7 protein-coding genes are annotated in these 12,777 nt (G+C 60.1%); 4 read left to right on the top strand and 3 right to left on the bottom strand.

The annotated features are described in order from the left end of the window. The first annotated feature begins 24 nt into the window (after nucleotides 1-24). The 3 genes from ILFOPFJJ_RS28510 (at nucleotide 25) to ILFOPFJJ_RS28500 (ending at nucleotide 6,337) form a co-directional block, all read left to right on the top strand. On the top strand, nucleotides 25-693 hold the full coding sequence (locus ILFOPFJJ_RS28510; protein WP_173513904.1) for a CBS domain-containing protein: 669 nt from the start codon (nucleotides 25-27) through the stop codon (nucleotides 691-693). Nucleotides 694-874: 181 nt separating this feature from the next. Next, nucleotides 875-3,385, top strand: a complete 2,511-nt coding sequence (locus tag ILFOPFJJ_RS28505; RefSeq protein WP_173513903.1) for a glycogen/starch/alpha-glucan phosphorylase — start codon at nucleotides 875-877, stop codon at nucleotides 3,383-3,385. A 396-nt stretch (nucleotides 3,386-3,781) separates the two neighbouring features. Then, the gene (locus tag ILFOPFJJ_RS28500) at nucleotides 3,782-6,337 is read left to right on the top strand and encodes an SH3 domain-containing protein (RefSeq protein ID WP_210267623.1); all 2,556 of its coding nucleotides are present in this window, start codon (nucleotides 3,782-3,784) and stop codon (nucleotides 6,335-6,337) included. Between the two features lie 125 nt (nucleotides 6,338-6,462). Here ILFOPFJJ_RS28500 and ILFOPFJJ_RS28495 read toward each other — a convergent pair whose 3' ends face one another. The 3 genes from ILFOPFJJ_RS28495 to ILFOPFJJ_RS28485 all read right to left on the bottom strand — a co-directional run bounded on the left by ILFOPFJJ_RS28495 (nucleotide 6,463) and on the right by ILFOPFJJ_RS28485 (nucleotide 11,294). Next, nucleotides 6,463-7,392 carry an ABC transporter family protein gene (locus ILFOPFJJ_RS28495; protein WP_173513902.1) on the bottom strand — a complete coding sequence of 310 codons (930 nt, stop codon included), beginning with the start codon at nucleotides 7,390-7,392 and terminating at the stop codon, nucleotides 6,463-6,465. Nucleotides 7,393-7,403: 11 nt separating this feature from the next. After that, nucleotides 7,404-8,723, bottom strand: coding sequence for a glucoamylase family protein (locus ILFOPFJJ_RS28490; RefSeq protein WP_173513901.1), 1,320 nt, complete (start codon nucleotides 8,721-8,723; stop codon nucleotides 7,404-7,406). 105 nt (nucleotides 8,724-8,828) lie between these two features. Beyond that, nucleotides 8,829-11,294: a phosphoketolase family protein gene (locus ILFOPFJJ_RS28485; RefSeq protein WP_173513900.1), complete on the bottom strand. Its 2,466-nt coding sequence runs from the start codon at nucleotides 11,292-11,294 to the stop codon at nucleotides 8,829-8,831. A gap of 419 nt (nucleotides 11,295-11,713) precedes the next feature. Between ILFOPFJJ_RS28485 and ILFOPFJJ_RS28480 the strand changes: the two genes are divergently transcribed. After that, nucleotides 11,714-12,736, top strand: a complete 1,023-nt coding sequence (locus ILFOPFJJ_RS28480) for a class I fructose-bisphosphate aldolase (RefSeq protein ID WP_173513899.1) — start codon at nucleotides 11,714-11,716, stop codon at nucleotides 12,734-12,736. The last annotated feature ends 41 nt before the right edge of the window (nucleotides 12,737-12,777 follow it).

Genomic DNA, 12,777 nt, shown 5'->3' with positions numbered 1-12,777 from the left:
ATTCTACTTGGGAGTTGGCGCGCGATGCTGGTCAGAGACGTGATGAAGATAAGAGTTATCAAGGTCTCGCCGGACAACAGCGTCAAGCAGGCCGCAGAAGTGATGATCGCCAATCATATCAGTGGTATCCCGGTCATCGACGATGAAGGACAACTCGTTGGCCTCATCACCGAGGGTGACCTGTTGCGAAGGACCGAGTTAGGGCATCGAGCCATCGCGACACTCGTCGACGAGTCCTTATCTCCGGAGGAGAGGGCCAACCTATACATCAAGAGCAACGCGTGGAAAGTCGCCGATGTGATGAGCCGTAATCCGGTCTCTGTCGACGAGGACACGTCCCTGGCGCGCGTCGCTTACCTGATGGAGGAGCACGGCATCAAGCGCCTTCCGGTGACGAGAGCTGGTGCCGTGGTCGGCATTGTGAGCCGCGCGGATCTTCTCGAGGCGATCATCTCCGCCAAGCCAGATGGAACGGCGCCCGGTGACGAAGCCATCCGTCGCAGCATCATGATCCGCCTAAGCGAGAACACCGGTCTCGATGGGCAGGATGTAACGGTGACGGTAGCTAGCGGCGTGGTACATTTGTGGGGCAATGTCTCGACGGAGGAGTGCCGGAAGGCGGCGCGCGTTGCAGCCGAAAGCGTCCGCGGCGTCGTTGGCGTTGTGGATCATTTTCCAAAGCACGAGTCGTAGAGGACCGAAGGCAGTCACGGATCTCACCGGATCCGCCCACTTACCTTTCCTCAGAAGCCTGTGGGCTGGGCACTGCTTTCCTGACGAGCGCGCCACCATCTTCGTGATACCGAAAGCAATTCCAATCACTTGAGGCCGCCGGGACCATCGGTCCCGCTACAGACGTTAAGGGAGCATCCCCATGAGCAACGAGAAAGCAGAGGCCCGGCCGCAAAGCTCCAAGTCTCCCACCTCGCACGAGCTGCCTACACACTATGGCTGCGGGCCGATCAAATTCAGGGGAAGCCACGACGGGCTCTATGAGCGTCATTTGCTCTTCGACAACGTTATCGCCCCGGAGGACGCAGGCAGCCGCGAGCGTTACGAGGCGATTGCCCGATCGGTCAGAGATGTGCTCTCGCAGCGCTGGCACCACACGGAGCACACCTATGGCAGAGAGAACCCCAAGCGGGTCTATTATCTGTCCATGGAGTTCCTGATCGGGCGATCTCTCAGCAACAACATTCTCAATCTCGGTCTCGGCCCCCTCGCCAGACGGCTGTTCGATCAGGAGCATATAGACGAATTGGCCATCCTCGCCGAGGAGCCCGACGCCGGTCTGGGCAATGGCGGGCTTGGCCGGCTCGCGGCCTGTTTCCTGGACTCGATGGCGACCATGCAACTGCCGGCGATGGGCTACGGGCTGCGCTACGAATTTGGGATTTTCAAGCAGACGATTGTCGATGGCTGGCAGCGCGAGCAGCCGGACAACTGGTTGCGCCGGCCCGATCCCTGGGAGGTCGCCCGGCCGCAGGATGCGGTGGAGATCAGGCTTGGCTGCTCCTTCGAGGTTCGCGGCGGGAATTTGCGGGCGTCTGTCGGTACGCCGTCCCACCTGCTCGGCATACCGTACGACCGGCCGATCGTGGGATTTGGCGGCAGCACTATCAACACGCTGCGGCTTTGGGCCGCGGCAACGCCGGAAAGCTTGGACTTCCAGGCCTTCAGCGCCGGGGAGTTCGTCAGCGCGCTGGCGCGGAGGCTGACGGCCGAGACCGTCACGCGGGTCCTTTACCCCGACGATTCGACCAGCATGGGACAGGGGCTGCGTTTCGTTCAGGAATACTTCCTGGTCGCATGTTCGCTGGCCGACCTCATCCGGCGCTTTCGCGTGAATAACTCCGATTGGCATCTGCTGCCCGACAAGGTCGCCATCCAACTCAACGACACGCATCCGAGCCTCGCGGTTGCGGAGCTGATGCGTATCTTGCTCGATGAGGCGGACCTGGGCTGGGATGACGCCTGGGATCTCACGCGGCGTTGTCTCGCCTACACCAACCACACGCTTCTGCCCGAGGCGCTGGAGAAATGGCCGCTGCGCTGGTTTGAATTGATGCTGCCGCGCCACCTAGAGATCATTCACGAGATCGACCGGCGGCTACGGGACGAGATCCTCGCCCGTTTCCCCGGGGACCAGGGCCGCGTCGACCGGGCGAGCCTGATCGAGCCGGGTGGCGAGCGCCTGGTTCGCATGGCCAATCTTGCCATTGTCGGCTCGCACAGCACCAACGGGGTTGCCGAGATCCATTCGAGGCTGCTGCGCGAAACGACCGTCAAAGACCTCGCGGAGATATTCCCCGGCCGGTTCAACAACAAGACGAATGGCGTGACGCCCCGACGTTGGCTGCTGATGTCGAATCCTGACCTTGCCCGTTGCATAAGCGAATCCATCGGCGATGGATGGATCACAAATCTTGCGGAACTCGAAAAGATGAAGCCGCTCGTCGACGACAGCGGTTTTCTCGATGCCGCGCGTGAGGCCAAGCGGATGGCGAAGCGCAGCTTTGCCGAATGGCTGAGAGCAAGCGCCGGGATCATTGTCGATCCCGAGGCGATCTTCGACAGCCAGGTCAAACGCATACATGAATACAAGCGGCAATTACTGAACGCGCTGAGGATCGTGGCGTTCTACAACCGTATCCGTGAAGATCCCGGCGTCGATATAGCGCCGCGCACCTTCTTCTTCTCGGGAAAGGCGGCGCCGGCCTACCATGTGGCGAAGATCATCATCAAATTCCTCAACAATCTCGCCGCCACGATAGACGCCGACCCCGTCGTGCGCGTGCGTCTCAAGGTTGTCTTCCTGCCGGATTACGGCGTATCGCTGGCGGAGCGTCTCATCCCCGCCAGCGATGTCTCCAACCAGATTTCGACGGCTGGATATGAAGCGAGTGGCACCAGCAACATGAAGTTCATGATGAATGGCGCACTGACGATCGGTACCCGCGATGGAGCGACGATCGAAATGGCCGAGGCGGCGGGCCAGGAGAATTTCTTCCTGTTCGGGCTGACGGCGGATGAGGTCGCGGGTAGCCGCGGCTGGTACAATCCGCGTTGGCACTACGACAACGAACCCGAAACCCGCGCGGTGTTGGACCTGATCCTGTCCGGGCATTTTTGCCGCTATGATCCCGATGTCGTCGATGCGCTCCGCAATGTCCTTCTGACGAGCGGCGATGTCTTCAGGCACTTGGCGGACCTCACCTCGTATCTGGAAGCGGACCAGCGGTTGCAGTCGCTTTATGGCGATTCTCGAGCATGGACCCGCAAAGCGCTGCTCAATGTCGCGAATTCGGGAAGGTTCTCAAGCGACCGCACGATCGCCGAATATGCGGCCGAAATCTGGGACGCGAGACCTTGCCCCATACCTTGACTTCACTACACGCCGCGCGTCCTATTAGAACGCACACGGCTCGCTGCAGAATTTTGAAATGCTGCTTTCGCGTGGCAGTTAATCGTAAGAATGGCGGCCGCTTCGGATTTCAATCCGACGCTCGAGTACGAGGCATCCAGTCCACGCGCGATATATTTGCGCACGGCATTAAGGGCGATGCCAGTCCGCCTGGCGATCGCCGAGGCATCGATCAACGCGTCGCTTAGGTAGAAGATGGCAGCCGGCCAGTTGCACTCGTCATTGAATATGCAATGATCCTGAAATTGACGACACATATTACTGTGAACTTAAAACGCCTGTGTCGCGGCAATTCAGTGGAACTTCCAGCTAACAGCACTTGAAGACGCCTTAGACATCCAATGAAAGAATGTGGTCATGCGTAGAATTCTTGCGTGCCTTACGATCACTTCGTTCTTCTCGACCACTGCCTTCGCAGATCCTGCCGTCCTGACGGCAAATGTGAATTTCAGGGTAGGTCCGGGCACCAGATTTGAGGCGATGCGCGTTATCCCTCAGGGCGAGGAAGTCGACATCAAAGAGTGCGACGCGGAAGCCTCCTGGTGCGCCGTGAGTTACTCCGGGGAGAATGGTTTCATTGCCGGTAAGTATCTCAACCAGTCCGATTCCAGCGCGCCAGCCTGGCCAAGGATCTTCACCACCGACGCGGGCGCGACTATAACTCTCTTCCAGCCGCAGATAACGGCGTGGAAGGATTTCAGGGAACTCGAGGCACTCGTTGCCACCGAACTCAAACCTTCCGCCGACGCGAAGCCGATCTATGGGGTCGTCGGGTTTTCTGGCAAAACCGTGGCTGACGATGAAACTGAAAACGTCACGCTGACGGAGATAAAGACCACACGACTTGACTTCTCCTCCCTGGATCGCAAGCAACTCGCGGATCTGGCGCTCGCCATAGGAAAGCTCATTCCTACCGATCCGATCGTTGTGTCCCAGCAACGTTTGGCAGCAAGCCTCGGGGATTTCGAACGGCTCGCTGACGTTCCAGACATCAAAGCTGATCCGCCGCCGATCTTCATAAGTGAAACGCCAGCGATCCTGTTGCAGACGGACGGCAGAGCAGTGTTGGCCCCGGTCAAAGGCGTATCGGGTCTATCATTCGTGGTCAATACGAACTGGGATCTCTTCAAAGTGGAGGATTCGAGCACTTACTATCTTAGAAGCGAGAAGAACTGGCTTACGTCGAAGACGATAGAGGCAAATTGGGTTGAAGCAGAAGCGGTTCCGGGCCTGTTTTCCAAACTGGCGGAGATTGAGAACTGGAAAGGGATTAAGGCCTCGCTTCCACCGTCTCGCTTTGACGAGAACGCGATCCCAACAGTTTTCTATTCGGAAAAGCCAGCGGAGCTTCTGATTTTTGAAGGAAAGCCGGTCCTCGAACCAGTGACCGATACAGGCCTTGACTGGGTATCCAATACGACGAGTTCGGTCTTTTTCCACCGGGCGAATAAGAACTGGTACACCCTTGTCTCAGGAAGGTGGTTTTCATCAACCTCTCTCGAAGGCCCCTGGAATTTCGCTACTCCCGACTTGCCGGACGACTTCCTGAACATACCCGACGGAGCGCCATACTCCGCGGTGCGTGCTTCGATACCTGGCACATCCGAGAGCGCGATGGCGCGGCTGAGGGCCAGCATCCCAAAGCTGGCGCGCGTATCGACCGACGGCTCATTGAAGGTGGACGTGAGCTACAACGACGAGCCGAAATTCGAAGCGATTGACGGCACTTCACTGTTTTATGCCGTCAACGCGAGTGAACAGGTCATAAAGGTCGCCGACAAATACTTCGTCCTCAAGGCAGGCATCTGGTTCGTCGGAGATACGCCGACCGGGCCTTTCGCTGTTGCGCGGGCAGTCGCGGATGAGATCTATGAGATTCCACCGTCGTCTTCGGTCTACAACGCCACCTATGTCCGCGTTTATGACACCGAGCCCGATGCTGTCTGGTACGGGTACACCCTCGGATATCTCTATACCTATCTTGCATGGGACTCAGTGGTTTGGGGTTCGGGATGGTATTACCCGCCGTATTGGGACTACTATGACGACGATTGGCCCTACTACCCGCCTCCGATAAGCTATGGATTTGGCGCCTCATATAACCCGGCCTATGGAACGTTTGGCCGCTATGGGTACGCCTACGGGCCTGAGAGAGGCTTGGTGTTCGGCGAAGCGTACAATCCCGCTACCGGGACCCGGTTCCGGGGCGGTGCGGCAGCAGGACCGAGCGGTGAAAGAGGTTTCATCTCCGCTTACAACCCGCGCACCGGCAACGCAGTTCTCGCACGTGGCGGGCAGAGCGTTTACGGCTCCTGGGGCAGTGTTTCCGTTAAGCACGGGGGAGAGTTCGCGCGCATCAGCGGAGGAACGACCGGAAGTGCGGCCGGTCTGCGCTGGCGCAACACGGAAGGCGACAAAGGCTTCATCGTCGGCAGCAAGGGCGGTGACGTCTATGCCGGTCGCGATGGCAACGTCTATCGTCGCCAGGATGGGCAGTGGCAGAAGCACACGCCGGATGGCTGGCAGCCTGTTCAGCGTCCGGACGGGGAAACCCTCAGGAATGCCGGTCAGCGTGCAGCATCCGACAGGCCACAAGCGACGCAACGTATTCCGAATCGAGCCGAGACGAGACCAGCGCCACGCCGCAATCAACAGGTCCGTCAGCGGGCACCTGATCATCTCACCATCGACCGGGCCGGACGACAGCTCGGCAATCAGAACGAGTTGAGCCGCAATTATGGCCGGCTCTATCAGGAGTCTGGCGGCAACTTCCAGAACTTTGATCGGGGTGGCTATCGCGGCGGCGGTTTTCAGGGCGGCAGCCGTGGCGGTTTCCACGGTGGTGGCGGTCGGGGCGGCGGGCCAGCCTTCCGCGGCGGCGGAGGCGGGCGTGGTGGTGGCCGGGGACGCTGAGCAAGCGGGTTTGCTCAGACAAAAGCGCCATACAGTTGTCTCTGCTGCCGAACCTCAAGGCAAGGCCATGCCGGTATTCGGCAAATCGGCATGGCGAGTGCTTTCCGTCATCGCCGAAGTCGAGCTCATGTTTGCTTCGCTGACCAGGTCCACCGACCATCTTCACCGAATTCAAGGACGGCTTGATAGACATCGCGCTCGCCTTCGGTTCTTCCGATATGGACGCAGGCGATGGAACGCTCGCAGAGCAGGATCATTATCTTCTTGAGCAGTTCGGAACCCAATGTCATCTCGGCCCGGTCCAGAATGACGAAACGCGGTGCTGCGAGAAAACATTCGCAAGCGCCAGGAGTTGCTGTTCTCTCAGGGACAATTCCTTTTCCCCAGTCATGCTCCGCATCGAGTCCACCGACCTGGCTCACGATCCGTTCGAGGCCGAGTTCATGCAAGACGCTGAGCATGAGTTGATCCGGAACTTCGCTTTCTTGTTCCGGGCCGACCAATACCTGGCGAAGGGCGCCTGACGGAAGATAGGGGCGCTGTGGAAGAAACAGGGTGCCGGCAGGGCGGACGATGCGCCCCTTACCCGGCGTCGGAATATGCGCGACCGACCTGAACAACGCCGCCCCTGGCGCGTCACCGGGTCCCGTGACCAATACTCGCGTGGCGGGTGGGACCGATACCGACAGTTCCTTGAGAAGCGGCTCTTCGGCGCCCGTCGACGAGGCCAGGGTCAGTCCCTCGCAGGTCAAAGGCCCGTCCCGCTCGACAATTTCGATGCCTGAATTCGTCGTGTGTGATCTTGCGACCTCCTCGTGCAGCGAACTCAGCCGAGACACCACGGCAGCGAAATTCGAGATCGAATTGAACTGTCTGACGATCAGCGAGAACGCTCCCGCCAGCATTGCGAAGGCTGCGCCGGACTGGGTGACGACACCGAACTCGATGTCTCCTCTTATGAAAGCCGGCGCTATGATCAAGTCCGGGAGCGGCAACGGCCGGGCAGCTCCTGGACGGGTAACGAAAGGCGACCGGCAGACCTTCCGCCCTTCCACGAGCGTGCCTCCTACAGCCAGCCCCCGGTGAATCCGGCCGTGCGCAGCCCCGTCACAATGGGGCCGCATCGGCGCATGATGTCCCAGAGCAAGCCCGTCCGGTAGTTTTCAACCATTAGCACAACCGGGCCCTGGTCGATGCCAAAGTGGTAGGGAGTGACCCACCATCCGGTGGGACTGTCTTCCACAACAAACGACTGATTGAAAGACGGCTTGAAACCGTACAGTCGTGTCATGCCGAGGTTCATTCGGGCAAAGTTGCGGGCTGTCGGAATGACGATTTCAGGAGCGAATGGCAGCGAAGCGATGACAACCCATGGCGAAACCGTCCCGTCATCAGGCCCGAATGGCGCACCGCGCGCGATGTAATCAAAGAACTCGCGCTTGACGCCATTGACCACTCGCGTGACCCAACCAGGCCCGTCACTTGCGGTGAACCCCCAGCAGTGCTCGCCGTAACCGACGAAATCCATCGGATTGCGAATCGCATATTCCTGCTGCACGAACGTCGCCTGTCGGCTGTTTTGGAAGTAGTCGCTATCGTGCTCGCGCATGAAGGCGTCACGGATGCCGCGGAAGTCGATCCACATATGGGAAAGCTGGTGCGTAAAGAGTGGGCCCGAATAGAGCAGCTCGCGGCCGAACATATTCCTCCATTCGTAGCTTTCCGTATAGGCGGTGTAGGATACTGCGGGCAAGGGATAGGTCGGCGACCCCAAGCCGAGGATATAGAGAAGCATTCCCTCATCATATCCGCGCCACCGGTAAGGAATGAACCCGCTTTCCGGCCGCCAGCCGTGAGTGAGGGTGGGGCCGTGATCGCGAGCCCAGTTCCAGTCGGCGCGCTCGTAAAGCGCCGTGGCAAGTTCCCGAATCTCCGCTTCGTCCGCCGTGTCCTGGTCGAAATAGGTGGCAACGGTCAGTGCGCCGGCGAAGAGGAAGGCCGAATCGATGGTCGATAATTCGCATTGCCAGACCCGGCGGCCGGTCTCGATGTCGAGGAAATGATAGAAGAAGCCCTTGTAGCCGGACGAGTCGGGCTCCGGTCCCTGTGGAAGCTCGATCAAGAACCGCAATCGCTTGCGAGTGATCTTGGCCGCGAATTCGCGGATGATGACGCCGCGTTCCACGACAACGGGAATTGTGGCCAGCGCCATGCCGATTGCCGCGATGCTTGCCGGGGCCCTCGGGTCCGTTTTGTCACGAACCAGGCCGTTGTCCGGATTTGTGACTTGCAGGTAATAGAGCAATGTCGTGAACTGTAATCGCCCAAGGTTCTCCTCGGTCGGCTGCCCGTGGAGATCGGCGTCGGTCGAGAGCATCTCGGGCATGGCTTCTGCTCCGTCAGGCGGTCTCCTGAGGACAATGCGGTCGATGTCCATGGAAGCCTAAACTATCTGGTATAATCACGCGTGAATCTCGGACACGAGTTGTCCTTAAACATTGTCCCCTTCAGTAGACGTTCCCCGAAATTTGCCGGCTTCACTTTTCGGGCCCCACTTCCATCCGCTGATCTGAGGCATGTCGTCGCCGTATTTTTCGATATGCTCGCGGTGCTCGATCAGCTTCGCGTGAATCGCCTGCTTGAAATAGGCCGCACGCGCGCCGAGTTGCGGCAGCCGGTCGATGACGTCCTCGACGAGGTGGAAGCGATCGAGCTCGTTCAGCACCACCATGTCGAACGGGGTCGTCGTCGTGCCTTCTTCCTTGTAGCCGCGCACGTGGAGGTTATTGTGGTTCGCCCTGCGATAGGTGAGCCGGTGGATCAGCCACGGATAGCCGTGGAAGGCGAAGATGATCGGCTTGTCCCGCGTAAACAGGCCGTCGAAATCGCGGTCCGACAGCCCATGCGGATGCTCTCTCTCTGGCTGCAGCTTCATCAGGTTCACGACATTGATGACCCGGACCTTCAACTCCGGCAGGTGCTCGCGGAGCAGCTGCACCGCCGCCAGCGTTTCGAGCGTCGGAACGTCGCCGCAGCAGGCCATGACGACATCCGGTTCGCTGCCCTGGTCGCTGCTCGCCCAGTCCCATATGCTGATGCCCATGGCGCAGTGCCGCACCGCCTCCGACATCGTCAGCCATTGCGGCGCCGGCTGCTTGCCGGCGACGACGACGTTGACGTAGTCGCGGCTGCGCAGGCAGTGGTCCGTCACGCAGAGCAGCGTGTTGGCATCCGGCGGCAGGTAGACGCGGATCACGTCCGCCTTCTTGTTGACGACGTGGTCGATGAAGCCGGGGTCCTGGTGGCTGAAGCCGTTGTGGTCCTGCCGCCAGACATGGGAACTGAGGAAGTAGTTCAGTGAGCCGATGGGTCTGCGCCATGGGATCTCGTTGCACACCTTGAGCCATTTGGCATGCTGGTTGAACATCGAGTCGATGATGTGGATGAAGGCTTCGTAGCAGGAGAAGAAGCCGTGGCGGCCGGTCAGCAGGTAGCCCTCCAGCCATCCCTGGCACTGGTGCTCGCTCAGCACTTCCATGATACGGCCGTCCGGTGAGAGATGGTCGTCCTCCGGATAGATCTCCGCCATGTAGCAGCGGTTGGTGACCTGCAGCACATCCTGCCAGCGATTGGAGTTGTTCTCGTCCGGGCTGAACAGCCGGAAGTTCTTGCTCTCCATGTTCGCCTTCATCACGTCGCGCAGGAACATGCCCATGACGCGGGCCGACTCCGCGACCGTCGCACCGTGGCCGGAAAACTCGACGGCATAGTCGCGGAAATCCGGCATCTTCAGATCACGCAGGAGCAGTCCGCCATTGGCGTGCGGATTGTCGCTCATGCGGCGATTGCCCGCCGGAGCGAGCGCTGCGATCTCCGCCTTGAACCGGCCGTCGTCGTCGAAAAGCTCCTCCGGCCGATAGCTCTTCATCCATTGTTCGAGGATCTGGATATGCTCCACCTTGTCCATCTCGCCCATCGGCACCTGGTGCGAGCGCCAGTAGTCCTCGCATTTCTTGCCGTCGATCTCCGGCGGGCATGTCCAGCCCTTTGGCGTCCGGAAGACGATCATCGGCCATGCCGGTCGCTTGAGATTGCCGTTGGTTCGCGCGTCGGCCCAGATTCCCCGGATTTCGCCGATGGCGGTGTCGAGCACGCCGGCGAGTTTCTGGTGGACGTCCTCGGGCTCGCGCCCCTCGACGAAATAGGGCTTGTAGCCCATGCCCTCGAAGAATTTCTGCAACTCCTCCCTGGGGATGCGGGCGAGGAAGCAGGGGTTGGCGATCTTGTAGCCGTTCAGGTGGAGGATCGGCAGCACGCAGCCATCGCGAGCCGGATTGAGGAACTTGTTGCCCTGCCATCCGGTGGCAAGCGGCCCGGTTTCGGCTTCCCCGTCGCCGACGACACAGGCGACGATCAGGTCGGGGTTGTCGAATGCCGCGCCATAGGCGTGGCTGAGCGCGTATCCGAGTTCGCCGCCCTCATGGATGCTGCCAGGCGTCTCGGGCGCAACGTGGCTCGGTATGCCGCCGGGGAAGCTGAACTGCTTGAACAGCCGCTTCAGGCCCGCCGCATCCTGGCTGATATTGGGATAGACCTCGCTGTAGGTGCCTTCGAGGTAAGCGTGAGCGACGAGTGACGGTCCGCCGTGGCCGGGGCCGATGACGTAGATCATGTTGAGGTCGTCGCGCTTGATGACCCGGTTCAGGTGCACATAGAGCATGTTGAGGCCCGGGGAGGTTCCCCAGTGGCCGAGCAATCGTGGCTTGATGTGCTCGCGCTTCAGCGGTTCTTTGAGCAGCGGATTGTCGAGCAGGTATATCTGGCCGACCGAGAGATAGTTGGAAGCCCGCCAGTAAGCGTCGATCGCCCGCAGTTCCTCAGTCGAGAGAGGACGAGTCGCCGCTGAATTCTCGACAGTGCCGTGATCCTTGCCGGTTGCAGTCTTGGTCGAAGACATGGGTCTCTCCTCCTGAGACAAGCGTGCGCCGTTCCATGCTGCGGCTGGGCAGCCATGGAGCGAAAAGAGAATTTTACTTCAATTTCATCGACTGGGCACTGCGTTGAATCAATTCGGCTGCCCAGTTCGGACATAAATGCCCAAGACCCGGACCGCGAAGCGCGGCGTCCAGACGCGTTCGGAGCTCGAAGAAAGAAGCTGGCATGCCGAAGCCAGATCCATCCACCCGCCAATTCAGCGGCAGAGCTGCCGATGTCGAACGAAAAGCCGCATCGTCTTGCTCATTTCCCGACTGACGAAGAACTGATGCTCGCGCGGCATGCGTTTGACCTGGCCACGCGAAAGTCGCGTCCTCTTGATCGAAATCATAGCCAGTTCTGATCTCGACTGATATTATTTGAAAGACCAGAGGATGTACGATGAACCACGATCTGGGGAGCATCGCGACGGCGCTAGTCGCAAAGGGGAAGGGCATTCTGGCGGCGGATGAAACCGTCCCCACTTTGACCAAGCGGTTCGACGCGCTTGGAATCCAATCCACCGAGCAAAGCCGACGCACCTACCGTGAAATGCTCTTCGTGGGCGCGGCAGAGTTCATCAGCGGAGTCATCATGTACGACGAGACTATCCGCCAGAAGAGCTCGGGTGGAGTACCGCTCGCTCAGCTCCTTTCCGACCAGGAAATCCTTCCTGGCATCAAGGTCGATACCGGCGCGAAGCCTCTCGCCGGCTCCTCCGATGAGAAGATCACCGAAGGGCTCGACGGACTCCGGGACCGCCTTTCCGAGTACCGCGGTATGGGGGCATGCTTCGCGAAGTGGCGTGCAGTTATCCGCATTGCGGACGGCCTGCCGAGCACCGCATGCGTCAGTGCCAATGCACACGCGCTCGGCCGATACGCTGCGCTCTGTCAAGAGCAGCATCTCGTGCCGATCGTCGAACCGGAAGTGTTGATGGACGGATCGCACACAATCGAGCGCTGCGAGGAGGTCACTGGCGTGGTCCTTCACGCCGTGTTCCAGGCTCTCTTCGAGCAGCGTGTCGTGCTGGAGCACATGCTGCTCAAGCCCAACATGGTGATCGCGGGCGAGGCGTGCTCTCGTCCGGCTAAGGTGCAGGAGGTTGCAGTCGCCACACTCCGCTGTTTGCGTCGGCACGTCCCCGCGGCGGTTCCCGGCATCGTGTTCCTGTCGGGCGGCCAGGACGACCGGACTGCCACCACTCACCTCAACGCGATCAACCGACTGCCCGGCCCCAAGCCCTGGAAGATTAGTTTTTCCTATGGGCGCGCACTCCAGGATCCGGCGTTGACGGCGTGGCATGGGCGCGACGAGAACCTGAAGCTGGGTCAGCAGGCTCTTTACCACCGGGCTCGCTGCAACGGGGCGGCCAGTCTCGGGACGTACACCGATCAGATGGAGGCGGTATCAGCCGGCGGGTAGTGCACCAGTATCACGGCCAGTCGTGCGACGAGTGATTCCGC

This window comes from Sinorhizobium psoraleae (assembly GCF_013283645.1).
GTDB classification, from domain to species: domain Bacteria; phylum Pseudomonadota; class Alphaproteobacteria; order Rhizobiales; family Rhizobiaceae; genus Sinorhizobium; species Sinorhizobium psoraleae.
This window is presented reverse-complemented; position numbering and strand designations above follow the sequence as displayed.

Coding starts and splice junctions, on each gene's coding strand:
- ILFOPFJJ_RS28480 (WP_173513899.1), top strand. CDS start 11,714: ATGAACCACGATCTGGGGAGCATCGCGACGGCGCTAGTCGCAAAGGGG.
- ILFOPFJJ_RS28510 (WP_173513904.1), top strand. CDS start 25: ATGCTGGTCAGAGACGTGATGAAGATAAGAGTTATCAAGGTCTCGCCG.
- ILFOPFJJ_RS28500 (WP_210267623.1), top strand. CDS start 3,782: ATGCGTAGAATTCTTGCGTGCCTTACGATCACTTCGTTCTTCTCGACC.
- ILFOPFJJ_RS28485 (WP_173513900.1), bottom strand. CDS start 11,294: ATGTCTTCGACCAAGACTGCAACCGGCAAGGATCACGGCACTGTCGAG.
- ILFOPFJJ_RS28490 (WP_173513901.1), bottom strand. CDS start 8,723: ATGCCCGAGATGCTCTCGACCGACGCCGATCTCCACGGGCAGCCGACC.
- ILFOPFJJ_RS28505 (WP_173513903.1), top strand. CDS start 875: ATGAGCAACGAGAAAGCAGAGGCCCGGCCGCAAAGCTCCAAGTCTCCC.